General features: G+C 70.4%; 29 protein-coding genes. 16 read left to right on the forward strand and 13 right to left on the reverse strand.

Going from position 1 to position 24,611, the window contains the following annotated elements; genetic code table 11:
• Window positions 1-98 precede the first annotated feature (98 nt).
• Window positions 99-1,892: a 2-isopropylmalate synthase gene (leuA, locus tag ACWEV3_RS10625; protein ID WP_452613607.1), complete on the reverse strand. Its 1,794-nt coding sequence runs from the start codon at window positions 1,890-1,892 to the stop codon at window positions 99-101.
• A 257-nt stretch (window positions 1,893-2,149) separates the two neighbouring features.
• On the opposite strand from leuA, the gene ACWEV3_RS10630 reads away from it, so the two are divergent.
• From ACWEV3_RS10630 to ACWEV3_RS10650, 5 genes are all read left to right on the forward strand, one after another.
• A complete protein-coding gene (locus ACWEV3_RS10630; RefSeq protein ID WP_132479048.1) occupies window positions 2,150-2,431 on the forward strand; it encodes a hypothetical protein in 282 nt (93 codons plus the stop codon).
• A 28-nt stretch (window positions 2,432-2,459) separates the two neighbouring features.
• Window positions 2,460-2,810: a hypothetical protein gene (locus ACWEV3_RS10635; RefSeq protein ID WP_452613608.1), complete on the forward strand. Its 351-nt coding sequence runs from the start codon at window positions 2,460-2,462 to the stop codon at window positions 2,808-2,810.
• A 224-nt stretch (window positions 2,811-3,034) separates the two neighbouring features.
• Window positions 3,035-4,843: an FUSC family protein gene (locus ACWEV3_RS10640; RefSeq protein WP_452613609.1), complete on the forward strand. Its 1,809-nt coding sequence runs from the start codon at window positions 3,035-3,037 to the stop codon at window positions 4,841-4,843.
• Window positions 4,844-5,436: 593 nt separating this feature from the next.
• A complete protein-coding gene (locus tag ACWEV3_RS10645) occupies window positions 5,437-6,093 on the forward strand; it encodes a maleylpyruvate isomerase N-terminal domain-containing protein (protein WP_452613610.1) in 657 nt (218 codons plus the stop codon).
• Window positions 6,094-6,162: 69 nt separating this feature from the next.
• Window positions 6,163-6,774 carry a class I SAM-dependent DNA methyltransferase gene (locus ACWEV3_RS10650; protein ID WP_452613611.1) on the forward strand — a complete coding sequence of 204 codons (612 nt, stop codon included), beginning with the start codon at window positions 6,163-6,165 and terminating at the stop codon, window positions 6,772-6,774.
• 87 nt (window positions 6,775-6,861) lie between these two features.
• Here ACWEV3_RS10650 and ACWEV3_RS10655 read toward each other — a convergent pair whose 3' ends face one another.
• Both ACWEV3_RS10655 and ACWEV3_RS10660 read right to left on the reverse strand, forming a co-directional pair.
• Complete coding sequence (locus tag ACWEV3_RS10655) at window positions 6,862-8,016, reverse strand: aminotransferase class V-fold PLP-dependent enzyme (RefSeq protein ID WP_452613612.1); 1,155 nt, start codon at window positions 8,014-8,016, stop codon at window positions 6,862-6,864.
• A gap of 105 nt (window positions 8,017-8,121) precedes the next feature.
• Complete coding sequence (locus ACWEV3_RS10660) at window positions 8,122-9,099, reverse strand: LacI family DNA-binding transcriptional regulator (protein ID WP_452613613.1); 978 nt, start codon at window positions 9,097-9,099, stop codon at window positions 8,122-8,124.
• A gap of 93 nt (window positions 9,100-9,192) precedes the next feature.
• Between ACWEV3_RS10660 and ACWEV3_RS10665 the strand changes: the two genes are divergently transcribed.
• A complete protein-coding gene (locus ACWEV3_RS10665) occupies window positions 9,193-10,512 on the forward strand; it encodes an NCS2 family permease (RefSeq protein WP_452613614.1) in 1,320 nt (439 codons plus the stop codon).
• Between the two features lie 243 nt (window positions 10,513-10,755).
• Window positions 10,756-12,453 (forward strand): adenine deaminase C-terminal domain-containing protein, encoded by a 1,698-nt coding sequence (locus ACWEV3_RS10670; RefSeq protein WP_452613615.1) that lies wholly within the window; start codon window positions 10,756-10,758, stop codon window positions 12,451-12,453.
• Window positions 12,454-12,519: 66 nt separating this feature from the next.
• On the opposite strand, the gene ACWEV3_RS10675 is transcribed toward ACWEV3_RS10670, so the two are convergent.
• Window positions 12,520-12,891 (reverse strand): winged helix-turn-helix transcriptional regulator, encoded by a 372-nt coding sequence (locus ACWEV3_RS10675; protein ID WP_452613616.1) that lies wholly within the window; start codon window positions 12,889-12,891, stop codon window positions 12,520-12,522.
• A 99-nt stretch (window positions 12,892-12,990) separates the two neighbouring features.
• Here ACWEV3_RS10675 and ACWEV3_RS10680 point away from each other — a divergent pair, with 99 nt between their 5' ends.
• The 3 genes from ACWEV3_RS10680 to ACWEV3_RS10690 all read left to right on the forward strand — a co-directional run bounded on the left by ACWEV3_RS10680 (window position 12,991) and on the right by ACWEV3_RS10690 (window position 15,539).
• On the forward strand, window positions 12,991-13,824 hold the full coding sequence (locus tag ACWEV3_RS10680; protein ID WP_452613617.1) for an alpha/beta fold hydrolase: 834 nt from the start codon (window positions 12,991-12,993) through the stop codon (window positions 13,822-13,824).
• A 117-nt stretch (window positions 13,825-13,941) separates the two neighbouring features.
• Window positions 13,942-14,304 carry a YciI family protein gene (locus ACWEV3_RS10685; protein ID WP_093267318.1) on the forward strand — a complete coding sequence of 121 codons (363 nt, stop codon included), beginning with the start codon at window positions 13,942-13,944 and terminating at the stop codon, window positions 14,302-14,304.
• Complete coding sequence (locus ACWEV3_RS10690) at window positions 14,301-15,539, forward strand: RNA polymerase sigma factor (RefSeq protein WP_452613618.1); 1,239 nt, start codon at window positions 14,301-14,303, stop codon at window positions 15,537-15,539. Before ACWEV3_RS10685 ends, ACWEV3_RS10690 begins: the two co-directional genes overlap by 4 nt.
• A 104-nt stretch (window positions 15,540-15,643) precedes the next feature.
• On the opposite strand, the gene ACWEV3_RS10695 is transcribed toward ACWEV3_RS10690, so the two are convergent.
• Together ACWEV3_RS10695 and ACWEV3_RS10700 are read right to left on the reverse strand one after the other, a co-directional pair.
• Window positions 15,644-15,835 carry a DUF397 domain-containing protein gene (locus ACWEV3_RS10695; protein WP_452613619.1) on the reverse strand — a complete coding sequence of 64 codons (192 nt, stop codon included), beginning with the start codon at window positions 15,833-15,835 and terminating at the stop codon, window positions 15,644-15,646.
• Complete coding sequence (locus tag ACWEV3_RS10700) at window positions 15,832-16,686, reverse strand: helix-turn-helix domain-containing protein (protein ID WP_452613620.1); 855 nt, start codon at window positions 16,684-16,686, stop codon at window positions 15,832-15,834. The genes ACWEV3_RS10695 and ACWEV3_RS10700 overlap by 4 nt, the downstream gene beginning before the upstream one ends.
• A gap of 52 nt (window positions 16,687-16,738) precedes the next feature.
• Between ACWEV3_RS10700 and ACWEV3_RS10705 the strand changes: the two genes are divergently transcribed.
• The 3 genes from ACWEV3_RS10705 to ACWEV3_RS10715 are packed head-to-tail and all read left to right on the forward strand — an operon-like array spanning window position 16,739 to window position 17,533.
• A complete protein-coding gene (locus ACWEV3_RS10705; RefSeq protein ID WP_452613621.1) occupies window positions 16,739-17,056 on the forward strand; it encodes a zinc finger protein in 318 nt (105 codons plus the stop codon).
• A complete protein-coding gene (locus tag ACWEV3_RS10710) occupies window positions 17,046-17,243 on the forward strand; it encodes a hypothetical protein (protein ID WP_452613622.1) in 198 nt (65 codons plus the stop codon). The genes ACWEV3_RS10705 and ACWEV3_RS10710 overlap by 11 nt, the downstream gene beginning before the upstream one ends.
• Complete coding sequence (locus tag ACWEV3_RS10715) at window positions 17,234-17,533, forward strand: hypothetical protein (protein ID WP_452613623.1); 300 nt, start codon at window positions 17,234-17,236, stop codon at window positions 17,531-17,533. Before ACWEV3_RS10710 ends, ACWEV3_RS10715 begins: the two co-directional genes overlap by 10 nt.
• A 202-nt stretch (window positions 17,534-17,735) precedes the next feature.
• Here ACWEV3_RS10715 and ACWEV3_RS10720 read toward each other — a convergent pair whose 3' ends face one another.
• On the reverse strand, window positions 17,736-18,380 hold the full coding sequence (locus ACWEV3_RS10720) for a permease prefix domain 1-containing protein (RefSeq protein ID WP_452613624.1): 645 nt from the start codon (window positions 18,378-18,380) through the stop codon (window positions 17,736-17,738).
• Window positions 18,377-18,709 (reverse strand): PadR family transcriptional regulator, encoded by a 333-nt coding sequence (locus tag ACWEV3_RS10725; protein ID WP_452613625.1) that lies wholly within the window; start codon window positions 18,707-18,709, stop codon window positions 18,377-18,379. The genes ACWEV3_RS10720 and ACWEV3_RS10725 overlap by 4 nt, the downstream gene beginning before the upstream one ends.
• A gap of 74 nt (window positions 18,710-18,783) precedes the next feature.
• On the opposite strand from ACWEV3_RS10725, the gene ACWEV3_RS10730 reads away from it, so the two are divergent.
• Both ACWEV3_RS10730 and ACWEV3_RS10735 read left to right on the forward strand, forming a co-directional pair.
• On the forward strand, window positions 18,784-19,227 hold the full coding sequence (locus ACWEV3_RS10730) for a hypothetical protein (RefSeq protein WP_452613626.1): 444 nt from the start codon (window positions 18,784-18,786) through the stop codon (window positions 19,225-19,227).
• A 5-nt stretch (window positions 19,228-19,232) separates the two neighbouring features.
• Window positions 19,233-19,481, forward strand: a complete 249-nt coding sequence (locus ACWEV3_RS10735) for a hypothetical protein (protein WP_452613627.1) — start codon at window positions 19,233-19,235, stop codon at window positions 19,479-19,481.
• Window positions 19,482-19,564: 83 nt separating this feature from the next.
• Here ACWEV3_RS10735 and ACWEV3_RS10740 read toward each other — a convergent pair whose 3' ends face one another.
• The gene (locus tag ACWEV3_RS10740) at window positions 19,565-20,494 is read right to left on the reverse strand and encodes a LysR family transcriptional regulator (protein ID WP_452613628.1); all 930 of its coding nucleotides are present in this window, start codon (window positions 20,492-20,494) and stop codon (window positions 19,565-19,567) included.
• A gap of 114 nt (window positions 20,495-20,608) precedes the next feature.
• Between ACWEV3_RS10740 and ACWEV3_RS10745 the strand changes: the two genes are divergently transcribed.
• On the forward strand, window positions 20,609-21,643 hold the full coding sequence (locus ACWEV3_RS10745; protein WP_452613629.1) for an alpha/beta hydrolase family protein: 1,035 nt from the start codon (window positions 20,609-20,611) through the stop codon (window positions 21,641-21,643).
• A gap of 169 nt (window positions 21,644-21,812) precedes the next feature.
• Here ACWEV3_RS10745 and ACWEV3_RS10750 read toward each other — a convergent pair whose 3' ends face one another.
• The 4 genes from ACWEV3_RS10750 to ACWEV3_RS10765 form a co-directional block, all read right to left on the reverse strand.
• Window positions 21,813-22,040, reverse strand: coding sequence for a helix-turn-helix domain-containing protein (locus tag ACWEV3_RS10750; protein WP_452613630.1), 228 nt, complete (start codon window positions 22,038-22,040; stop codon window positions 21,813-21,815).
• Window positions 22,040-22,642, reverse strand: a complete 603-nt coding sequence (locus ACWEV3_RS10755) for a DUF2975 domain-containing protein (protein WP_452613631.1) — start codon at window positions 22,640-22,642, stop codon at window positions 22,040-22,042. The genes ACWEV3_RS10750 and ACWEV3_RS10755 overlap by 1 nt, the downstream gene beginning before the upstream one ends.
• Before the next feature lie 70 nt (window positions 22,643-22,712).
• Entirely contained in the window at window positions 22,713-23,336 is a 624-nt protein-coding gene (locus ACWEV3_RS10760) for a nitroreductase family protein (RefSeq protein ID WP_452613632.1), read from the reverse strand.
• A gap of 55 nt (window positions 23,337-23,391) precedes the next feature.
• Entirely contained in the window at window positions 23,392-24,480 is a 1,089-nt protein-coding gene (locus ACWEV3_RS10765; protein WP_452613633.1) for a mannosyltransferase family protein, read from the reverse strand.
• Window positions 24,481-24,611 lie beyond the last annotated feature (131 nt).

The following is a 24,611-nucleotide window of genomic DNA, read 5'->3' on the forward strand; positions in this document are numbered from 1 at the left end:
GCTGGCCCGCAGTTTCAATTGAAACTGCGATCCGTCCGCGAACGAACGGCCCGTTCGCCCCGCCAGACGGGGTGAACGGGCCGTTCGCGTTGCGTCGGTCAGCGGTTGGCGCGGTTCACCGCGGATACCACCGCGCGCAGCATCGCGGTGATCGTCGAGGTGTCGACGCCGACGCCCCAGAAGATCTCGTCGCCCACCGCGCACTCCAGGTAGGCCGCGGCGCGCGCGTCGTCACCGGCGGTCAGCGCGTGCTCGTGGTAGTCCATGACCCGCACGTCGTAGCCGATGCTGCTCAGCGCGTCGACGAAGGCCGAGACCGGGCCGTTGCCGGTGCCGGTGATCTCCTGCTCCTCGCCGTCCACGACGACGGTGGCGGTGATGGACTCGTTGCCGTTCTCGCCGGCGGCGCGCTGCCGGACCAGCCTCAGCGGCGCGGTGGCCTCCAGGTATTCGCTGGAGAACGCCGTCCACATCGCCGTCGGGCTGACCTCGCCGCCCTCGGAGTCGGTGTGCGCCTGCACCACCTTGGAGAACTCGATCTGCAGCTTGCGCGGCAGCTCCAGCTGGTGCTCGGTCTTCATGATGTAGGCGACGCCGCCCTTGCCGGACTGCGAGTTGACCCGGATCACGGCCTCGTAGGTGCGGCCGACGTCCTTCGGGTCGATCGGCAGGTACGGCACCTCCCACGGGTGGTCGTCCACCAGGGTGCCGGCCTGGTTCGCCGCGTCGCGCAGCGCGTCCAGGCCCTTGTTGATGGCGTCCTGGTGGCTGCCCGAGAAGGCCGTGTAGACCAGCTCGCCGCCCCACGGGTGCCGCTCCGCCACGGGCAGCTGGTTGCAGTGCTCGACGGTGCGCTTGACGTAGTCGATGTCGGAGAAGTCGATCTGCGGGTCGATGCCCTGGCTGAACAGGTTCATGCCCAGCGCCACCAGGTCGACGTTGCCGGTGCGCTCGCCGTTGCCGAACAGGCAGCCCTCGATGCGGTCCGCGCCGGCCTGGTAGCCCAGCTCGGCGGCGGCGATGCCGGTGCCGCGGTCGTTGTGCGGGTGCAGCGACAGGATCACCGAGTCGCGCCGGGCCAGGTTCCGGTGCATCCACTCGATGGAGTCGGCGTAGACGTTCGGGGTGGCCATCTCGACGGTGGCGGGCAGGTTCAGGATCACCGGCCGCTCCGGGGTGGGCTGCCAGATCTCGGTGACCGCGTCGCACACCTCGGCGGCGTAGGACAGCTCGGTGCCGGTGTAGGACTCCGGGGAGTACTGGAAGCGGAAGTCGGTGTCGGAGTACTTGCCGGCCAGTTCCAGGGCCATCTCCGCGGCCGAGGTGGCGATCTTCTTGATGCCCTCGCGCTCCTCGCGGAACACCACGCGGCGCTGCAGGATCGACGTCGAGTTGTAGATGTGCACGATCGCCTGCGGCGCGCCTTCCAGCGACTGGAAGGTCCGCTCGATCAGCTCGGGGCGGCACTGGGTGAGCACCTGGATGCGGACGTCCTCGGGGATCGCGCCGTCTTCGATGATCTCGCGGACGAAGTCGAAGTCGGTCTGGCTGGCGGCGGGGAAGCCGACCTCGATCTCCTTGTAGCCCATCTGCACCAGCAGGTCGAACATGCGGCGCTTGCGGGCGGGCGACATCGGGTCGATCAGCGCCTGGTTGCCGTCGCGCAGGTCGACCGCGCACCACAGCGGGGCCTTGGTGATCCGCTTGTCGGGCCAGGTCCGGTCGGGCAGGGATACGTTCTCGACCAGCTCGTGGAAGGGGCGGTAGCGGTGGTGGGGCATCGAGCTGCCCTGCTGCGGGTTCCACGGCTGCTGATCGGCGGGGGCGGGCCGGGACGGCTTCCGCACCTTGCCGCCGAAGGGGGCCTGGGAGTCGGGCGTATTGGTGCTCATCCGAAAGGTTCTCCTGCTCGATTACCGGGTCTGGACCGACGACCGGCGCGTTCGAACCCCGCGACGAGGGGCCGGTCTAGGAGACCCCGTCGCGGCTTCGAAGCAGGAGAACGCGAGCCACGGAACTAGGCTAACCGCAGTAGTGGCCCGAAATGCAAGCACCCCTTCCACATCGTGGGAAGTGACACGTCACGATCTTCTCTCGCACGAGATCGGATCCGCCTGGCAGAGTGGTCGGTGGATCAAGGGGAGGGTCGATGGCGGCGAAGAAGGGGCGATCCGGGGTCGCGACGCTGATCAACGGTGCGGGCTTCCTGCTCGCCGCGATGCTGGTGCTGCACATCCTGTTCGTGGTGACCGGCTTCCCGGCGGAGAACGGGCTGGCCAGGTCCGTGGCGCAGGCGGCCGAGCCGCTGGCGTTGTTCTTCCCCGGCCTGGTTCAGGCGCCGGCCGAGGTGTTGCAGGTGCTGCTCGACTACGGCCTGGCGGCGGTGTTCTGGGTGCTGGTGGGCGGGCTGCTGGCACGAATGTTCGGCTGACCGCCCCGGTCGTGCCACACTGGAGATCGTGGCGGAAGACGTGAGCGCGGATGCGCACGAGAGCGGTGTGCGTCGCGCTGACCTGCGGCGGGCCCGAGCTCGGGTCGTCGGTGTGCTCAGCAACGTGGTCCGCTGGGTCGGCAACGCGGGCGCCGCGCTGCTGGCGATCCACGCGGTGTTCGCCATCGGCGGTGCCAACCCGGACAACGGCATCGCCAAGTTCGTGGCGTCCTGGGCGGAGCCGCTGGCGCTGGGCTTCGAGGACCTGTTCATGCCGGACGATCCGAAGCTCGCGGTGGCGATCAACTACGGGATAGCGGCCCTGTTCTGGCTGATCGCCACGGCGATGGCGGTCCGCATCCTCCGCGCCATCGCCTGATCGTCCACTTCGGACGTTTCGGTGCCGTGCGCGCTTCGTGTCGCTGTGGCGACCAAAAACGCTCACGGGTCCCTTTCCGTCCCATGCGGCCGGATGTGATCGAGCCCGCGATGTGACGCCGGTGGCGTTCGGCGGTGCGACGGCGTCCGGCGCGTGACAATCGGGTGCAACCCAATGCCGCTCGGCGTGGAGCGCGTGTCCTCAAGCACCGGAGGGATGTGCGTGTGACGACCCGAGCGCTCCCCAACACCAAGCTGGCGCCCTGGCTGTTGCGGATGTTGCGGCCGGCGCCGATTCCGGCGGACTGGACCCGGGCGTGCGCCGCGAGCATCGGCGTGGGGCTTCCGCAGGTCGCGGGCCTGCTGACCGGCCGGATCGACGAGGCCGTGCTCGCCTCGGTCGGCGCGCTGTGCGCGAGCTTCTCCGACCTGACCGGCTCCTACGGGTACCGGCTGCGCCGGGTGGGGTTGGCCGCGATCCTCGGCGCGCTCGGGTTCGCGGCCGGGGCCGCCGCGCCGGGCCCGTGGTGGGCGGCGGCGATCGTGCTCGTGGTCGCGGTGCCGTCGGTGCTTTCCAGCCGGATGGGCGATCTCTGGTCGTCCGGCGGCGCGCACATGCTGACGTTCTGCGTGGTCGCGACCGGTCAGCACTCGGCGCTGCCGCTCGGCGCGCAGGTCTGGTGGTTCTTCGTCGGTGAGCTGCTGGTGCTCGCGATCATCGCCGCCACCTGGCCGTTGCGAGGCACGGCCCCGGCGCGCGGAGCGGTCGCGGCGGTCTTCGACGCGACGCTGCGCATGTTCGACGCCGAGTCGACGATCACCGCGCGGCAGAACCTGACGAAGGCGCTGGACAACGCGCACGACGTGCTCGTGAGCGGAGGATCGATGTCGCGCAGCCGCGTGCGCGACCGCCTCTACCTCGTCTACACCTACGCCACGCCGATCGTCGAAGCATCGGTTTCCCTTGCGCACAGCGGAAAGCAGCCGCCGGAGCGGGCTCGCGAAGCGCTGCGCGAGCTGGCGCGCTGCATGCGAACCGGCGACCTCCCGCCGTCCTACCGGCCCGCCTCCGACGAATCACCGCTGGTACGCGCCCTGGACCGGGGCATCGCGGACCTGGTCGCCGCGTTCCGGCGTGCGAAGCTCCCGCCGGTTTCCGGCGATCACCGCGAGCGCTTCCGGCTGTCCTTCGGCCGCTCCACCTGGGCGCAGGTGTGCCGGATGCTGCTGTGCCTGGCGCTCGCGGAGGGGATCGGGCTGGCGGCGGGCATGGACGAGCCGTACTGGATCGCGCTGACGGTCGCGCTGGTGCTGAAGCCGAACTCGGGCTCGGTCTTCGCCCGCACCGTGCTGCGCGCGGTCGGCACCGTGATCGGCGTGCTCGTCGCATCGGCGCTGATCGCGCTCGTGCCGACCGGCTGGTGGCTGCTGCCGTTCATCGTCGCGCTGGCCGCGAAGGTGCCCGAGGCGCTCAGCAGGCATTACGGCCTGTTCACCGCGGTCATGACGGCGCTGGTGCTGCTGCAGATGAGCCAGAACGCGCAGTTCTTCCCGGCGGCCCGGCTGGTGGACACGGTCGCCGGCTGCGCGATCGTCCTGGCCGGCGGTTTCCTGCTGCGGCCGTTGCACCGGGGACCGGCGCTGCCGAGCCGGTTCGCCGACGCGGTGGAGGCGGTCTCGGAGTACGTGTCCCAGTCGCTCGCGGGGGTCCGCCACGGCCGCCCGGCTCTCCGCCGCCGCACCTACCGCCAGCTGGCGGACCTCAGGTCGGCGCTCCAGCAGGAGCTGATGAACCCGGCGACGGCGGCCGAAGCCGAGCGCTGGTGGCCTGCGGTGATCGTCCTGGAACGAGTGGTGGACGCGGCCACGGAGAAGGCGGTCCGCAACGACCCCCAGGACCTCCAGGAGGCTCAACTGCTGGTGTCGACGATGCGGTCGACGACCCGCCAACTCCGCGCGGCCCCGGGATCCCCGGCGGACTTCCGCGACGACCTGGACCGGATCTACGCGCGGATCGCCGAACCGACCCCCTGACCCCACCCCCGGCGCACGACGACAACCGACGCACAGTCCGGTCGATGTCCAGCCGCGACCCATGTCCAGTTTCAATTGAAACCGTTAGAAACAGTTTCAATTGAAACTGATGGGTACCGGTGTGTCGGGCCACGACACGCCGGTGCCTGTGGACAACTTCCGCAATTTCAATGGAAATCGGACCTCTGATTTCCATTGAAATTGCGGGACAACGGAACCACGGACGGTGTCGTCATCGCGGACCGTGTCGTCAGCGGCGGTGACCTTGTCGTCGGGTGACGTTGTTGATCACGTGGTCAGGGCTGTATCGGGCACCGCCGGGTTGTGCCGAGGTTGCCATCCGGGCCGCGACTGCGTCGGCGGTCGGCCGGTGCAGGGGTCCACCACGCGGCCGTCGGCGATGAACATCACGGCATCGGCGGCCGGGCCGGGGGCGCATCTTCGAGTTCGGCCTGCAGCGGCTCCGGGGCGGGGTCGCCCAGCTGATGCCGCAGTAGCCGATTCCCGTTCGCCGGCAACGATGTTCTCCGCCGCGGCCGACCGCGATCGCGAAATCGGTCGCCGGGTGGGGTGGGCGCTGATAGCTTGCGGCCGTGGATCTCTTCTCGCGCTCTTGGGCTGCGTTGCGGACGGCGGTCGCCGAACTTTCCGACGAAGACTTCGCGCAGCCGTCCGGCTGCGCCGGCTGGCTCGTGCGAGACCTGGTGTGCCACCTGGTCATCGACGCCCAGGACGTCCTGATCACCCTCGTGACCCCCGCCGACGCGGAGCCGACCCACGACGCGGTGACCTACTGGGCCGTCTCCGACACGCCGCCGACCGGCGACGACCCGCTGGACGCGCTGATCGTCCGGCTGGCCGCCGCGTACGAGCGGCCGGAGCTGCTGAAGTTCCACCTCGACGACGTCGGCTCCGCCGCCGGGCGCGCCGCCGAACTCGCCGATCCGAAGCTGGCGGTGAGCACCCAGGACATGGTGCTCACCGCGGGCGACTACCTCTCCGCGTACGTCCTGGAATGGACCCTGCACCACCTCGACCTGATCGCACATCTCCCGGACGCCGCGGGCCCGCCCGCCGAGGGCCTCGCCCGGACCCGCGAGATGCTGGAGGAGATCGCCGGGACGGCGTTCCCCGCGTCGTTCTCCGACGAGGACGCGCTGCTGATCGGCACGGGCCGCCGGGTTCCCACCGGCGCGGAGCGGGCCGAACTGGGCGACGTGGCCGCGAAACTGCCGCTCGTCCTCGGCTGATCAGTCCACTGTAGATGTTTTGAAGTGCGGTCTCGGTGAGACCGGTTGTTGCATTGACGGGAGTATCGGGTGTCGGTGAGTGATGTGCGGGATGCGTATGGCCAGCGGGCGGAGGAGTACGCCGATCTGGCCGTTCTGGCGGAGTGGATGCCCGAGCCGGACCGGAAGTTGATCTCCAGGTGGGCCGGCGAGGTGTCCGGGCCCATGATCGACGCGGGGTGCGGCCCGGGGCAGTGGACCGACTTCCTGCGCGGCCAGGGCTGCGACGTCGAGGGTGTGGACCTCGTGCCGAGCTTCATCGAGATCGCCCGGTCGCGGTTTCCCGGCGTCCCGTACCGCGTCGGCGAGCTGGACCAGCTCGGCGTACCGGATCGCTCGGTGGCCGGGATCCTGTCGTGGTACTCGATCATCCACACCGACCCCGAGAACGTGCCCCGCATCCTCGACGAGTTCGCGCGATGCCTGCGCGACGGCGGCAGCCTGTTGCTCGGCATGTTCGAGGGCGCGCAGGTCGAACCGTTCCCGCACGCCGTGACGACCGCCTACTTCTGGACGATCGAGGAGATGTCGCAGCGTCTCGTGGAATCGGGTTTCCAGGTGGAGGAGACCGAAAGCCGCGTTGATCCGGGCAGGCGACCGCACGCCGCCATCATCGCGCGGCGCGTGCGCGCCGACCAGTAGTCCCGCGTGTGGGTGCCCGGCGCCGTCGATCTGGTTGATCCGCACCGGAACGACGGCGCCGAGCCCCCGCATGCCTGAATTGGGAAGCTAACCGACCTCGTGGAGCGTCGCGTGGAGCTGTTCCGCCGCTTCCCACGCGTCCACGTAGCGCAGCCACGACGGGGCGAAGCTCAGCTTGAGCAGATCGTCCTCGGCGTAGTCCACCAGCACGTCGCGGTCGTACAGCGCCTCCGCGATCCGCTGAGCCCTGTCGTGGCGCAGGCTGATCTGCGCGCCGCGCTGCAGCCCTTCGAGCACCGGCACGACTTCGATCTGCGCGTCGGCGCAGAAGTCGTCCAGCCGCGTGAGGAAGACCTCCGCCAGCCGCGCCGCCTTCGCGGCGAGCGCCGCCGGCGCCACCCCGTCCAAGATGGACAGTCCCGATCGCAGCTCGGCGACCGACAGGGAGCCCGCGAACCCGTCGCCCAGCGAAGGCAGCGCGCCCGTCGCGGTGCAGGAGGACTTCGGCGCCTCGTGGCGGTGCCGGTCGGCGACGAAGCAGTAGGCGGGCGCCCCCGATCCGCCGCCGAGGTAGCGGTCGCCGCTGCCGATGGCGAAATCAACGTTCCAGCCGTGCAAGTCCACGTCCAGCGCGCCCGCCGAGCCGCTGAGCTCCCACAGCGCCAGCGCGCCCGCCCGGTGGATCTCGGCCGTGATGGCGGCCGCGTCGCGCACGCCTCCGGTCCGCGCGTCGGTGTGCGACACGGCGACCACCGCGACCTGGCCCGCCGGGAGCTCGGCCAGGTCCGCGCTGCTGCGGATCAGGTGCAGGCGGCCGCCGATGAAGTCGGCTGCGGACCGGGCCAGCAGGCAGTCGGCGGGGAAGCAGTCCCGGCCCACCGCGAGGATCGGCCGCCCCGGGCGCAGCCGCGCCGCCGCGAGCAGCGTGTTGAACAGGCTGATCGATGCCGTTTCGGCGACGGTGATCTCGCCGGCCTCGGCGCCGATCAGCGGCGCGAGCGACGCCGCCGCGAGCCGAGCTTCGCCGCGCCATTCGGATTCGCCGCACACGCGGCCGGTGTAGGGCTGCCGACGGTGCTCGACGAACCGGCGCAGCCGGTCGGGCGTGGTGCGCGGCAGCGGGCCGCCGCTGCTGCCGTCGAGGTGGATCAGGCCGGGCGGTAGGTCGTAGCGGGCACGTAGATCGGCGAGCGGGTCGGTCCGATCGAGCGCCTCTGCCGTCGGCCGGGTGGTGGTCCACACGAGTGAAGTCTTACCGCATGACCCAACGGTCCGTAACGGGTGAAGCGCTCAGGAGCCGAACATCAGTGGAAGTCGTGGTGCCCACGGCCCAGTGGCCTGCGCCGTTCAGGCGGGTGCGGCCGTGGTCGCGCCGATCACGAGCTCGACCGGCACCGATCGGTGCCGCGGCTCCGGCGGCCGGCCGTCGACCACGCCGAGCAGCGTGCGCACCGCCGACGCACCGGCGTCCTCGGTCGGGACGTGCAGCGTGGTCGCTTCCGGCACGGCGAGGCCGAACTCCGCGAGATCGTCGGCGCAGCACACGCTGAGCTGCTCCGGGACCTTCACGCCGAGCGTGGCCAGCCGGTACATCAGCCCCATGAACAGCGCGCTGTTGTAGGCGACGGCGGCGGTGCACCCGCTCGCCACCAGCTCGTCGGCGATCCGGTTGCCCGCCTCGAAGGTCGGTGGCAGCGGGCCGAACGCGACGACCTCGTGCCCGGAGCCGTTGCGCAGGCCGTCGAGCCGGCGCGGGTCCGCCCACGAGCCGCGCGGTCCGCCGAGGTAGGCGATGCGGCGGTGGCCGAGCCCGGCGAGGTGCGCGCCCATCTCGTGCAGCCCGCCGGGGGTGTCGATGACGACCGACGGCACGCCGCGCGTCCGCCGGTCGACCAGCACCATCGGCACGTCCGGGAGGGTGAACAGCGAGGCCGGGCCGCGCGGGGCGATGGCCACGAAGCCGTCGACCCGGTCGCGCAGCCGGTCGATCAGGGTTCGTTCCCGCTCCGGCGATTCGTCGCTGACCACGACCAGCAGGTCGTTGCCGGCCTCTTCGGCGGCGCGCTGCGCGCCGGCGATGATCGTCGCGTAGAACGGGTTCGTCAGGTCCGGGACGATCATGGCCAGCAGCCTGCTGCGGCCGGTGGCCAGCGCCTGGGCCGACGGGTGGTAGCGGAAGCCGAGCTCGATCGCCGCGTCGCGAACCCGCTGCCGGGTCCGCTCCGCGACCATCTCCGGCCGCACCAGCGCGCGCGACGCGGTCGCCACCGACACGCCGGCCTTGCGGGCCACGTCGGCCAGCCGCGCCATCGCGTCCTCCCTCACGTCTCTTTGACACCTTCATACCGTGCCGCTTATCGTCCCTGCAATCGCTTGCAATGCAAGCGCTTGCATCTTTCACCAGGGGAGATACCGCTGATGACCGACGTGAGATCGGGATCGAAGCTGGACGGCTGGTTCCGGTTGTCCGAACGCGGCAGCTCGGTGCGCACCGAACTGCTGGCCGGGCTGAGCATGTTCTTCGCGTCGGCCTACGCCGTGGTGGTGATCCCCGGCATGCTCGCCAAGGCCGGCGTGCCGCACGCCGCGGCCACCACCGGCACGATCCTGACGATCGTGCTGGCCACCGCCGCGGTCGGCTTCTTCGCCAACATGCCGTTCGTGCTCGCGCCGGGGCTCGGCGGAACCGCGCTGGTCGCGGCGACGCTGGTGCAGCAGCAGCACGTGCCGTACCCGGTCGCGATGGGCATGGTCTTCTGGTCCGGCGTGGCGATCCTCGTGCTGTCGCTGCTCGGACTGCGCGGGCTGCTCGCCAAGGTCATCCCGCAGAACATCCGGGTGGCCATCGGCACCGCCATCGGGCTGTTCATCGTCTACATCGGCTTCAAGCTCTCCGGCATGCTCGAACCGGGCAAGAGCGGGCTGGAGATCGGCGACCTCAGCTCGCCGGAACCGCTGCTGGCGCTCGGCGGCATGGTGCTGGTCGCCGCGCTGCAGGCGCGCAAGGTGCCGGGCGCGTTCGTCATCGGCATCGTGGTGCTGACCCTGATCGGCATCCCGCTGGGCGTCACGGAGCTGCCGGACCACTGGTTCCAGGCGCCGGCCGGCGTCGGCCCGGTCGCGTTCCACATCGACCTCTGGAGCGCCCTGCGGCCGGAGTACCTGCAGTACCTGTTCGCGTTCTTCGCCTCGGAGCTGTTCTCCGCGACCGGCGTCGTCCTGGCGGTGACCGAGCGGATCGGGCTGACCGAGCGCGAGGGCCAGAAGTCGAACATCAACCGGACGTTCCTGGTCGACTCGGTCGCGATCACCGGCGGCTCGATGTTCGGCGCCCCGTCGGTGACCACCTACGCGGAGTCCGCGGCCGGATCCGACGCCGGTGGCCGCACCGGGCTGACGTCGCTGACCACCGCGGGCCTGTTCCTGGTGCTGCTGCTGTTCACGCCGTTCGCCACGATGATCCCGTCGGCGGCGACCGCGCCGGTGCTGGTCGTGGTCGGGCTGAGCATGATGCGCGGCTTCAAGAAGGTCGACATGACCGACCTGACCGAGGCGATCCCGGCCGGGCTGCTGGTGGCGTGCACGATCTTCTGGGGCAACTTCGGCAACGGCATCGCGGCCGCCCTGACGGCGTACGTGCTGATCAAGGTGGTGGCGGGCAAGTTCCGCGACATCCACCTCGGCATGTGGATCATGCTGCCGTTCCTGGTGTTCTTCTTCATCACCTCCGCCCACTAGCGGATCCCCGGTGGTGTCGACTTCCCGCAATTTCCATTGAAATCGAAGGTCCAGTTTCAATTGAAACTGCGGACCATCGGCGTGTCGCACCCCGACACGCCGATGCCTGTGGACAACTTCCGCAACTTCAATGGAAATCGTCCCTTCGATTTCAATGGAAATTGCGGTGGGGCCGGACCACGACGGCGGCCGAGAAGACCTCGTCGGCCGACCTGCCCGCGACGAATCCTGAGGAGCCTTGCCTTGACCGACCTGCGGATCAGCGGTGGACGCGTGGTTTCCACGTTCACCGGCGAGATCTTCGACGCCGACGTGCTGGTGACCGGCGAGGTGATCAGCGGCGTCGTGCCGCCCGGCGCCGGGCCGGAAGCGGCCGAGGTGATCGAGGCCGGCGGCAGGCTGGTCGTCCCGGGTTTCATCGACGCCCACATGCACGTCGAGAGCTCGTTCGCGACGCCCGCGGCCTTCGCCCGGCTGACGCTCCCGCGCGGCACCACGACGGTGCTCGCCGACCCGCACGAGATCGTCAACGTCGCGGGCAAGGCCGCGATGCGCTGGATGATCGAGGACGGCAAGCGCAGCCCGCAGACCCAGCTCTGGGGCGTGCCGTCGTGCGTGCCCGCGCTGGCGGGCATGGAGTACTCGGGCGCGCACCTCGACCCCGAGGACATCGACGAACTCCTCGGCTGGGACGGCGTTTCCGCCCTCGCCGAGGTGATGGACTACCGCGCCGTGGTGGCCGGTGATCAGCGGATGCACGACATCGTCCGGGTCGCGCGCGAGCGCGGCACCATCCTCGACGGGCACTGCCCGAACCTCTCCGGCGAGGAGCTCAGCAAGTACCTGGCCACCGGCATCGACTCCGACCACACCAAGAACGCCCCGGCGGTCGCGGTCGAGAAGGCGCGCCTGGGCATGACGGTGATGCTGCAGGAGAAGTGCCTGCTCCCGGAGGTCGTGTCGGCGCTGACGTCGCTGCCGCAGCTGCCGCCGCTGTGCCTGGTGACCGATGACCTGGCGGCCGACCACATCGCCGCGAAGGGCCATCTGGACCACATTGGACGGACGGCGGTCGCGGCCGGCCTGGCGCCGCTGGACGCCCTGCGCGCGCTGACCTGGAACCCGGCCCAGCGCCTCCGCAAGTACGACCGCGGCGTCGTGGCGCCGTCGAAGCGCGCGGACCTGCTGCTGCTGGACGGAGAATTGGCCGACTTCGCGGTGCACACGGTGATCGCCGGCGGAGCTGTGGTGGCCCGCGGCGGCGAGCCGACCTACCCGGCGCCGGACGCCACCGACCACCCCTTCGCCGGTTCCGTGCACATCGACGAGATCGCGCCGGACGAGTTCCGCTGGCGGCTCGACCTGCCGGATGGCCGGCACGAGTTCCGCGCCCTGCGGGTGAACCCGGTCGACACCTACACCGAAGCGGCCGAGGTGCAGCTCGACGTGGTCGACGGCGAAGTGCAGTGGGAGGGCCACGTCGCGCTGCTCCGGGTGCGCAACCGCCACGGCCGCACCAACACGTCGTGCGTCCCGGTCATCGGCATGTCCCTCGGCGACGGAGCCCTGACCACCACGTACGCCCACGACAGCCACAACTTCGTCACCCTCGGAACGACTCGGCGAGCCATGCGAGCCACCGCGGAAGCGGTGCTGGCCGACGACGGCGGCGTCGCGGTCGCCCACGCCGGAGGCGTGGCGGCGCGGCTGCCGCTGGCCGTCGGAGGCGTCATGTCGGCGGAGCCGACGGCGGAGATCGTGGCGGGCAGCCGCCGAGTGCGCGAAGCGCTCGAGGCTTGGGGTTGGCGGCACGCGAACCCGTTCATGAGCGTCTCGACGCTGACGCTCGCGGTCTCGCCGAGCGTCAAGATCACCGACCTCGGCCTGGTCGACGTCCTGGCCCGCGACTGGACCCCGCAGGTCCTCGACTGCTGCCACTGACGCGCGAGCCCCGCCGGGTGCACCGCGACTTCGCGGCCAGCGATGGGCCCGTCAGTCGTCGCCGGATCACGCCGTCGCGTTGGCCCGGTCGATCTCGGCCATGTGCTCCTCCGCCCATTCCCGGAGCGCCGCCAGCGGCACTTCGAGCGAGCGGCCCAGCTCGGTGAGCCGGTAGTGGACCTTCGGCGGCACGGTCGGTTCCACGCGGCGGGCGACCAGGCCGTCGCGGGTGAGGCTCTGCAGCGTCGCGGACAGCATCTTCTGCGAGACGCCGGGCATTCGCCGCTGCAGCTCGGCGAAGCGCACTTCCTCGGGATCGGCGTCGGCGAGGACCTTGACCGCCATCGACGTCCACTTCGTGCCGATCCGGTCCAGCAGCTTGCGGGTGGGGCAGTCGGGATCGAAGAGATCGCCGCGGCTGCCCTTCGGGGCGGTCACCTGGAGCTCACCACCTGTCGTGGAAGTGCCGTCTTGGCACCTCATCGGCCGTTACCTACAGTTTTGTAGTAACCAATGGTAACTGCAGAGCGAGGTATCGTGCCCGACATCGCCCGGGTCCGGGCCAACGGCATCGACATCAACGTGGCGGTCGCCGGCGCGGGCCCCGCCGTCCTGCTGCTGCACGGCTTTCCGCACACCTGGCGGCTCTGGGCCGAGGTGATCCCGCAGCTGGCACCCCACCACCGCGTCATCGCCCCGGATCTGCGGGGCCTCGGTGCCAGCACGAGAGCGGCCGACGGCTACGACGCGGGCACGCTCGCCGCCGACGCCGAGGCGCTGCTCGATGCGCTGGGGGAGAAGACGGCGGCAGTGGTCGGCATCGACGCGGGGACGCCGCCCGCTTTCCTGCTGGCCATGCGGCGACCCGAGCGGATTCGGCGGCTCGTGCTCATGGAGTCGCTGCTGGGCACGCTGCCCGGAGCCGAGGACTTCCTCGCGGGCGGTGCGCCGTGGTGGTTCGGTTTCCACTCGGTCCCCGGGCTCGCGGAAACCGTCCTGGCCGGGCACGAGGCGGAGTACGTCGACTGGTTCCTCACGACGGGCACCCGCGGCCGCGGCATCCCCGGGGCGATCCGCGACGAGTTCGTCGCCGCCTACGGGGGAAGCGAAGCCCTGCGCTGTGCGTTCTCGATCTACCGCGAAATGCCCACCAGCGCGCGCCAGATCCGCGAAGCGGTCGCGGCGGCCAGGCTCACCATGCCGACCATGGCGATCGGCGCGCACCCGGTCGGCAGCGCCCTCGAACGCCAGCTGCGCCCGATCGCCGACGACCTCGTGGCGCACCTCGTCGAGGACTGCGGGCACATCATCCCGCTCGACCGTCCCCAAGCCCTGGCGTCGCTGCTGATCCCCTTCCTGGCGGTCGTTTAGGCTGGTCAGCGGCTCGTTCAGAAAAGTTGGCGCCCGGATGTCGAGGATCCGCCGCGTGCTCCGACCAGAGGGTGACAGCGTGCCGACGGGGCGCGCGGGATGGGAAGGACACCCGAGATGAAGTACGTCGCGATGATCTACGGCAACCAGGCCAAGTGGGACTCCTACCCGGCCGAGAAGTGGCCCGAGGCGATCGCGAAGCAGGACGCGTTCAACAAGAGGTACCGCGAGACCGGCGAGCTGATCGGCGCCTACGGCCTCGCCGACGCGGCCAACGCCCAGCTCATCCGCCGCAAGGACGGCGCCCCGGTGGTCACCGACGGCCCGTACCTGGAGACCAAGGAGTACCTCGCCAGCTTCTACCTGCTCGACTGCGAATCCCTGGAGCGGGCGCAGGAGATCGCGGCCGACATGCCGTTCGCCGATGCGGAGCCGGTCGAGCTGTGGCCGGTGTTGCACGAGGCCGCGGGGGACATGTGAGCCACGGCGTTGAGGACCTGCTGCGCGAACTGGCGCCGCAGGTCCTCGGCTCGCTCGTCCGCCGGTACGGCGTCTTCGACTCGTGCGAGGACGCCGTGCAGGAGGCGCTGATCGCGGCGGCCCTGCAGTGGCCGGACGCGGGCGTGCCGGAGAACCCGCGGGGCTGGCTGATCACCGTCGCCTCGCGGAAGCTGGTGGACCAGGTCCGCAGCGAGGCGGCCCGCCGTCGCCGCGAGGAAGCCTTGGCCACCCCGCAGGCCGCGCTGCTCAGCCACGCGGCGGACAGCACGCCGGAGACCGACCGGGACGATTCCCTGGCCCTGCTGTTCCTGTGCTGCCACCCCGCGCTGTCCTCGGCGAGCCGGGTCGCGCTGACGTTGCGCGCGGTCGGCGGCTTGACGACGTCGCAGATCGCCGCCGCGTTCCTGGTGCCGGAGCCGACCATGGCGCAGCGCATCAGCCGGGCCAAGCAGGGCATCAAGGCCGTCGGCTCGACCCTCGCCATGCCCGAGGAAGCCGACCGCGCCGAGCGTTTGGACGAGGTCCGGCACGTGCTGTACCTGATCTTCAACGAGGGCTACACCGCGACGGACGGTGCGGACCTGACGGCGCCGGAGCTGTCGACGGAGGCGATCCGCCTCGCCCGCCTGCTGCACCGCCTGGTGCCCGAAGACACCGAAACGACGGGACTTCTCGCCCTGATGCTGCTCACCGACGCCCGCCGTCCGGCGCGAACCGATGAGCACGGAGAACTGGTCCCGCTGGCGGAACAGGACCGCGGCCGCTGGAACCACCGGCTCATCGCCGAAGGCATCGAGCTGATCAGCCGAACCCTGCCGCGCGGCCAGGTCGGCCCGTACCAGCTCCAAGCGGCCATCGCGGCGGTGCACGACGAGGCGGAGAGCTCGGAGGACACGGACTGGCCGCAAATCCTGGTCCTGTACGAACTCCTGGAGCGAACCGGGCCGAACCCGGTGGTGACGCTCAACCGAGCGGTCGCGGTAGCAATGGTCCACGGCCCGGCGGCAGGCCTCGAACTCCTGGCGACGCTGGCGGAGGACAAGCGGATCGCCCGCCACCACCGCCTTTTCTCCACCCGAGCCCACCTGCAGGAACTCCTCGGCGACCACGCTGCCGCAGTAGAGGCGTACCGCGAAGCGGCCCGCCGCACCACGAGCGCACCCGAACGCCGACACCTCACGTCGCGCGCCCACCGATTGGAAGGCCAGGCATAACCCAAGGAACCTGGGTGGCCCGTGAGTGCTTTGGGGCGCTATGACACCCCAAACCACTCACGGGTCCAGCCTCGCCGGGTGCACCGACGGCTTTGATCAGCCCCTCAGCGCTCGAACCGCCCAGCCTTAACAGCAGCGACGAAGCTGGACCACTGCGACGCGTTCGCGACGAAGTACCCGGCTGACCGATCCTTCGTGTCCCGCACCGCAGCGCCACCAGGGAACGCGCCGACCTCGACGCAATCGCCGGTGTTCTGGCTATAGCTCGACTTCCGCCAGTTGATCACTCTCGTCATCGCGCGGCCTCCAAGTCGTTGCGGATTTCGGCGATGAGCTTCCTGGATCCCGCGTAGCTCAGCGCCGCCTTGAACACCATATCCGCTGCTTGGCGATAAATTTCTACGTCATCCGGCTCATGCAGGTATAGCCCCGATCGGCGGTTTTCCAGCTGGACGACAGGTGGGGCGTCCTCCGATTCGATCAGGATGAACAGGCCCTCCAGTGCGGGATGCCAGCCGCTTGCGAAGGGCACAACCCGCAGGTCCACGTTCTCCTGCTCCGACATGAGCAGCAAATGGTCCATCTGATCGGCCATTACGTTCGGCCCGCCAAGGACTTGCCGCAGAGCAGCTTCGCCGATGGCGACGGCGAGGCGGACCGGATTTTCCTGGCGCGTGATCGCCTCACGTCGTCCGGCACGAACGGCGATTCTGGTTTCGATCTCATCCAGCGGGACGCCGCCGCCGGTCATGATCGCTCGAACGTAGGCCGTGGTTTGGAGCAATCCAGGAATGAGCAGAGGCGCGGCTTGCGTGATGGCCGTTGCAGTTCGCTCGAATTCCAGGAGTGCGGCGAGTTGTTGACGTTGCTCGGGGAGACTGACGGCTAGCCAATGCGGAGCACTGGTATTCCGCGTCATGTCGACGACCTCGTCGTACCGTTCGCCTGTCACGCCAAGGGTTGTCAGAATCCGCGCTACATCAGCTGGTTTCGGGCAACGGTCGCCGGTTTCCCATCGGGAGAGAGTTCCGGGCGCGCACTCGATCTGGCTCGCTAGATGCCGCAGCTTCCAGCCGTGCTCTTCGCGTGCAGCGCGGAGCGCGGCGCCTAGGGCGCGCGCCTTGGGTGTCCGAGTGTTTCCAGGCATGCAACGAAGAATATGCCTCGCAGTAGCGGTTGAGCATCACTCGAAGAGGTAGTTGCCGATCAAAGTTTCCATTGGTTTTCTTGATTCCGGAAACAAAAAGTCAACGGCGTGGGGGTGCTGGATGTATCCGTTCCACTGGGTTCCTGCTGATGGTCAGCGGCACGCGAGCCTGGATTCCCGGCCTGGCGGCGGCTATCCGACCGGCATGCCTGTGTCGACGTTGTGCGAGCGGGAGTTGCCGGCCGACAACTCGGATTTCGGCTGGCTGTGGTCCACCTGCGGTGACTGCAACACCAAGGCGCACCGCATCGCCGGAACCCACCCCGGCGCCAACGGTTCCCAGTCGACGGCACCGGGCCGTGGGCGCTGAGAACGCGGCCCTGGCGGTCCTGCTGCGGCGAGCCCAATGGCTCCTCGACGACCTGGCCTTCCAAGTCGGCGCAGGTCACCGCGATGCCGACGACTTCAAAGCCGTCGCCGACCTCCTCGCCGAAATTGCCCAACTACTCAGGGAAAAGTCCCCGACCAACGCGGAAGGACCCGCCGAATGCTCGTAATGCTCCCGACCATCGCCGTGATCGTCGCCGCCCCGGCGCTCTTCCTCCTCGCCATGCACTGGAAGGCCGACCGCCCGCAGCACGCCGGAGGCGGCGAAGGCGCCTTGACGGTCTGGCAGCTGATCGCCCACGTCGAAGCCGAACGACAACAACGTTCCCAACCCGGCCGCCACCGCCTCCGCGAGCCAGCACCCGACGACGAGGATCAACACTCCACATCGGACACCGAGATCGTGGCTCCACCGCAGGAGATCCAGCGAAGAATCCTCGAAGCCCTCCACCGCCTCTGAAACCCCGAGACCACGGGCCCGGAAGCCGACGCGCCCCCGACCTCCGGCGCCGGGCCCCTGCGGGCCGGTCGGTGCGCCCCCTCCCCACGCGCCGACCGGCCACCCCCGCCCTGGAGGGTGAGGTGGCGGTTTCGCGCGAAACCGCCATTCTCCAGGCGTGCGCGCGCCGTTTTCGCGCGAAACCGCCGCCCAGCGCGGCGGGTCAGCCGATCGGCAGGCGGGCGCACTCGCGGCAGGCCCGGGCCGACGCCGCCAGCACCGCGTGCGATGCGACGGTGAACGCGCCCGCGAGCAGGATCAGCGGCCACGCGGTCGCCAGCGGCAAGGCGATGGCGAGCGCGATCCCGGCGAACGGCATGGCCACGCTGGCGGTGGTGCCCGCCCAGCCGACCAGCAGCGGAAGCCGGTCCGGCACGGGCAGCCAGCGGGTGAGCGGCCCGGTCGCGGCCAGGGTCGCCGCCGCGAGCACTCCGGCGGCCGCCGCGACCGCGGTCAGCACCTGGACCGCGTGCGGCAGCTGCCAGCCCTGGATGTGGCTGGCCGTCCAGATCGCGTACCAGCAGACGATCAGGAACCCGACGGTGACGATGAGCGCCCGGGCGGTGCGCCGGGTCTGGGCGATGGTCAGCTCCTGCTGGCAGCTCGGCGCGAGCTCGCCGGGCGTCCCGAACTCCCGCACCGCCTGCTCGACGGCCTCCCGGTACGGCAGCCCTTCGGCGGTCTGCGCCGCCACCGCGTCCACCAGGCCATCGCGGATCTCCCCGACCAGCCGGGATTTCGCCCGCGCCGGGCCGTGCAGGGTGTTCGTCAACTCGGCCGCGAAGTCCTCGATCGGATCGGCGCTCATGCGGTACCCCGCGACGGGTTGAGGACCGCGCCGATGGTGGCCGTGAACTCGTCCCAGGCCTGGCGCGCCTTGGTCAGGTTGCCCCGCCCGGCGTCGGTGAGCCGGTAGCAGCGGCGGCGCCGTTCCCCGACGGATTCCCAGCTGCTGCGCAGCAATCCGAGCCGCTCCAGCCGGTTCAGGGCCGGGTAGATAGTCCCGGTGCGCAGCTCCAGCGCGCCGCCGCTGCGCTGCTGGACCTCGGTGATGATCGCGTAGCCGTGCAGCGGCCCGTGCTCCAGCACGGCCAGCAGCAGCCCGTCCAGATGCCCTCGCACCGCATCGACCCTCATGGGTTGGCAGCCTACACAAGCGGGTATATATTGCTACTCAACATGTCGACAGGCTACATATCCGGGAGTCTGCGGTGACCAAGCTGCTGCTGTCCATCCACGTCCTCGCGGCGATGCTGGTGATCGGCCCGATCACCGTGGCCGCCTCGATGTTCCCGCGATACGCCAAGCAAGTGCCCGAATCTGACCGGGCCGCCGGAATCGCCAAGCTGCTGCACCGGATCTGCCGCGGCTACGCCGTCGCGGGCATCGCGGTCCCGGTCTTCGGTCTCGCGACCGGAGCCCAGCTCGGCGTCCTCGCCGACCCCTGGCTGATCATCTCGATCGTGCTGACGGCGATCGCCGCGGCCATCCTGGTGATGGCGATCCTCCCGGCCCAGCGGCGCATGCTCGGCTCGGCCGACGACCTGAGCGCCACGGCGACCCGGCTGGCCATGCTCACCGGCATCTTCAACGTGCTCTGGGTGATCGTCGTCGTGCTCATGATCGTCCGCCCCGGCTCGACGACGGGAGCGTGACGGCCGTGCTGACGCTGCGAATCGCGGCCGGCATTGAGGCGGCCTCGCTGGTGATCCTGCTGCTCAACCTGTTCACCGCGCACCTGTCCGCGATCACGTCGCTGGGCGGCCCGGTCCACGGCATGGCCTACCTCGTCACCATCGCGGCGACATTCCTCGTCCCGGCCCCGCCGAGCGCCCGATGGCTCGCGGTCATCCCGGGCATCGGCGGCCTCCTCGCCCTGCGCCGGATCTCCGTCGCTCACCAGCGCTGACGCGCACCGCGCCGTTTTCGCGCGAAACCAGCGTCCTCGCGCGTGGCGGGTGGCGGTTTCGCGCGAAATCGCCGCCATCTCGCTCAGCCGAGCGCGGCGCGGTCGGCGTCGGGGAGCCAGTGGTGGGCGGCGTCGTAGTCGAGCCAGCCGCGCCGGGTCGCGGCTTCGGCGCAGGAGCGGCGAAGCGCGTCGAGGGAGCGGCTCGGGTTTCCCCGTCGCCAGAGCAGGGACCAGGCGTACAGCGGCGTGGGCCGGGTGAGGCGGACCCGGCTCAGCGGCGCGTTCTCCGGCAGCGGGACGCCGCTGGGCAGGATCGCGACGCGCTCCGGTTCCGCGCGGATCTGGTCGAGGAAGTGGTCCAGTCCCAGGTTGACCCCGGCCGCCTCCGCGTCGAGTCCGAAGTGGACGGTAAAGCGGTCGAGGAAGTCCAGGCGATCCAGCGCGGCCGGGCACCAGATCGTGCTGCCGCGCAGGTCGGCGGGCCGGAGCTCCGCCGAGCCCGCCAGGGGATGGGCCGGGCCGACGATGGCGTCGACCGGTTCGAGGCGCACCACCTGGTGCTCGAACTCCTCGCCGAGCGGAGGAACCCGGCCGAACCCGGCGTCGATCTCGCCGCGCGCCAATGCCGTCCTCGCAGCCGCCAGATCGCGGCTGAGCCCCAGCTCGGCGCCGAGGGAGTTCTCGACGACGAGCCCGATCGTGCGCATCGGGGCGTACAGATGGCCCCAGACATCGACCCGCAACGACCGCTGCTCGCGGCGGGCCTCGGTCACCGCGAAGTCGGCGGCGGCGAGGGTCTGCTGCGCCGGTTCGAGGAAGCGGCGCCCGGCCTCGGTCAGCGCCACGCCGTGCTTGTCGCGGTCGAACAGCCGGACGCCCAACTGGCGTTCCAGGCGGGCGATCCGCTTCGACAGCGCCTGCTGGCTGACGAAGAGCTGCGCGGCGGCTCGCCCGAAGTGCGACTCCCGGGCGGCCGCGACGAACGCCCGAACCTGCGCCAGATCAAGATCCACGCCCTCACCTCGAACGACAACCATCGGTTGTCACAGCGTACGGATCGCTGTTGGACCGCCACGCCTCGGCCGATGTCTGCTTGGGGCGCAGCAGAACTTCCAGACGGAGCCGACGTGCACACCTTCTTCGACCAGCCGGACCTCCTCCCCGGCTTCGCCGACGCCAACCGCCCGCGCGCCATCGCAGCGGGCATCGACCCCTTCCAGTACGACGCCGTGACCGCCGAGCTCGCGTCGATCCGGGACTGGCCGACGGCGTTCGTCCGCGCCGGCCGCGAACACCTCGCCCGTGCCGAGCGGGCCGATGAGCAGGACCTGAGCGCTTCGGCGGCGGAGGCGTACCGCGATGCCGCGCTGTGGTTCCACTTCGCCACCGTGCTGCCGAACCCGGACCTCGACGCGCACGCCGCAGCCGCCAAGGCATCCGCCGAAGCGCAACGCCGCGCCGACCCGACCGCCGAGCACATCGCCGACCCCGACTTCACCGGAATCCTGCGACGCCCGCCGGGCACCCGCGCGCCCGTCGTCGTGCTGATCCCGGGCATGAACTCCGGGAAGGTCGAGTTCATGCCGATCGCGGACAGCCTGCTCCGGCGCGGCGTCGCGGTCCTCGCCATCGACGGGCCGGGCCAGGGCGAGCTCGCGACGCGGAGCCACTGGGAACCCGAGTACCAGAAGGTGGTCCACCGGGTGCTCGACGCCATCGCCGATCGGTCCGATGTGGACGGACAGCGGGTCGGCGCGATGGCGCTGAGCATGGGCGGCTACCTCGGAGCCCTCGCGGCGGCGCACGAACCGCGCATCCGCGCTCTGGTCAGCGTCAGCGGCCCCTCGGCCCTGCACTGGGACCAGCTGGCGCCCTACGTGACGGACACCTTCGCGCTGCGCACGGGCAGCGCCGCGGCGGGCCGCGACTTCGCCAGCAGGATCAACGCCGCCGAGATCGCCCCGCGCATCGTCCAGCCGATGCGGGTCATCGACGGCGGCCTCGACGTGATCCCGGGAGTCACCAACGCCGAACCCCTGGCGCGCCACGCCCCGAACGCCGAGTACCTCCTGATCCCGGAGGGCAACCACCTGCTGGAGACCACCCGCTGGAAGTGGCTCCCCGACACGGCCGACTGGCTCGCAGACCACCTCCGCAGTTGACCTGCCAGAACACCGGAGCGCTGAGCCCTCCGGCAGCGCGGACACTTGCTCCGTGCGCCGGTTTCGCGCGAAACCCGGCATTCCTCGTGCCTGCGGATGGCGATTTCGCGCGAAATCGACATTCTCCACGCCTGCGGAGCGGCGATTTCGCGCGAAATCGCCCGCGGCGTCAGGCCGGCGCCCGGTAGGACACGACGTCGCCGGGCTGGCAGTCGAGTTCGCGGCAGATGGCGGTGAGGGTGCTGAAGCGGATCGCCTTGGCGCGGTTGTTCTTCAGGATGGACAGGTTGGCGATCGTCACGTCGACGCGCGCGGCGAGCTCGGCGAGGGTCATGCCGCGCTCGGCGAGCAGCCGGTCCAGGTGGCACTCGATCTGGTGCGGTTCCTCCGGCGGCATCAGACCAGTCCTTCGGTGTCGGCGCGCAGCCGGGCGCCGTTGCGGAACGCCACGGCGGCGGCCGCGACGAGCAGGCCCAGGAACAGCGAGGTCAGGTCGAACTCGGCGACGACGCGAATGGCATTCTCCGCCGGCGTCCCGGCGGCCAGCAGATCCGTGGTGACCATGTCCGCCAGTGGAACCAGGAACCCCCGCAGCGGAAGGGCGATCGCGATTGCGAGCAGGCGCGGCGCGTTCCGAGGCGTGAAGAGGTCGCCGTCGCGGAAGGTCCTGGCGATCTGGAGCAGGATCGACAAGATCGCCACGAGCAGCAGGTTGCCGACGAGTTCGGGCAGGACGAGCAGCAGCCGGTCCGCGAAGCCGGGCGCGGTGAAGATCAGTTCGGCGTGGTCGGTTCCGCGCAGCGCGATCGCACCCGGGACGCCGGGCAGCTGCGCGGCGTCGGCGAGCCGAACCTCACGTGTGTCGACCGGTGGCAGCGGGCCGGTCACGCCGAGGACCGGGAAGAGGACGCCGAACAGGCCCACCAGCAGCAGCCCGAGCCCGATCGCGGCCTCCAGGGCCCGGCTGTCGGCCCGCGTCCACCAAGACGTGCTTCCCATGTGCGCCACCCCTCCGACATATCGTTTCTCGATAATATCGAAAAACGATATGACCAGGGAGTCGGGTGGCTCAGAACAGCGGCTCGCCCCAGGTGTCGGTGAAGACCAGCTCGGACAGCGGCTTGCGGATGCGCGGGCGCAGCTCCTTCTCCTGCAGCCGCTCCGGCATGCCGTTCAAGGTGCCCAGGCCGCCGACCGCGATCGCGATCACCGGCTCGAACTCGGCGGGCACGCCGAACTCGGCGCGCGCGGCGTCCCGGTCCATCCCGGCCATCTGGTGCGCGTAAAGCCCCTCGGCGACGGCCTGCAGCACGAGGTTCTGGGCCGCCAGCGCCAGCCCGTACTCGCCGTAGGGCATCGGCTCGCCGTCCTCGTCGACCACCCGCGCGACGCCGATCGCGAGCGCCGCCGCATTGGCGGTCCACCCCTTGTTGCCGCGCGACAGCGTGCCGTGGATCCGCTCGAAGGTCGCCTCGCCCCGGCGCGCCGCGATGAACCGCGCGGGCTGGGTGTTGCCCCACGAGGGCGCCCACCTGGCCGCCTCGAACAACGCCGTGAACTGCCGGTCGCTGATCGTCGTGGCCGGATCCAGCGCGCGCGGGCTCCACCGCTCGGCCAGCAGCGGGTGCAGCGGCACCGACGTCTCGGCGGGCTTGCTCACCGGAACCTCGGCGGTGTATTCCTCGGCAGTCACGGGCACCTCCTGGATCGCTGGTGGCGAGTCTGTCCGCCGCCCGCGCCGATGTCCATCAGATCGCGTACTGCCACGCCGTCAGCGAGTAGGCGCCGAACCACGACCCGAAGAACACCAGCAGCACCGCGGTGGTCACCGCCGTCGTCGTCCGGCGTCGCGCCAACCCGATCGCGACCGGGATGAGCAGCGGGAACGCCGGCAGCATCAGGCGGACCTTGGAGTACATCAAGCCGTCCGAACCCAGGTCCAGCACCACCACGGCGGCCGCGAACGCCACCAGCGGCCACGGCATCCGCTGCCGCACGCACAGCACCAGCAGCACCAGCGCGGCCAGCACGATCCACACCGTGAACGTCTCGAACACCGACTTGTCCGTGGTCAGCGCCTCGATCATGAACTTGAACGTGGCCTGCCCGCCGTCGAACGCCGACGACCAGCCCCGCTGCTGGAGCGCGAAGTAACCGGTGAGGCTGTCCGTCTGCAACCCCACCCAGCCGATGTAGGCCAGCATCCCGGCGGGAGCCAGCACGATCGCCAGCCACGGGCGCCAGGTGTCCCGGCGGCGCACGATCGCCACCAGCGCGGCCAGCCCGACGACCCCGATCAGCGCCGCGGCCGTCGGCCGCACCAGCCCGGCACCGGCGCAGCACAGCCCGGCCAGCAGCCAGTTCCGCTCGACGACCCCGACCATCGCCCAGATCGCCAACGCGCAGAACAGCGCCTCGGAGTACGCCATCGACAGCACCACGGACATCGGGGCCGCCGCGAACAGCACGACCAGCAGCAACCCGGCGAGGTGCGAGCCGCCGACCAGGCGACCCAGCCGGGCCAGCCCGTACGCGGCCACCACGCCGCAGGCCAGGCTCGCGGTGATCGCCGCACCGACGACGCTGACGCCCGGGACCAGCGACAACGCCATGATCAGCCACGGATAGCCGGGGAAGAACGCCATCGGAGTCTCGGGATAGCGGTTCCCGAAACCGTCGACCATGCTCGGGTCGACGCCGGCGTACCCGTTCGCCGCGATCTCCAGGTACCAGTGGCCGTCCCAGGCCTGCAGGTTGTCGACCAAGGCTTCGTCGTTCGCGGCCGACAGCCACGCCAGCACCAGCAGTCCGACCAGCCGGATTGCGAGGTAAACCACAGCAGGGGCGAAAGCGACGATCATCCGGCGCTGCCGCGGCGAGCCCCGGCGCGGCCACTCGGACAACCCTGAGTCCGGTTGTTTCCGCAGCGTAGCCGCGGTGTTTCCAACATCACTCAGAGGTGGATCGA

The organism is Saccharopolyspora sp. NPDC003752, assembly GCF_053605825.1.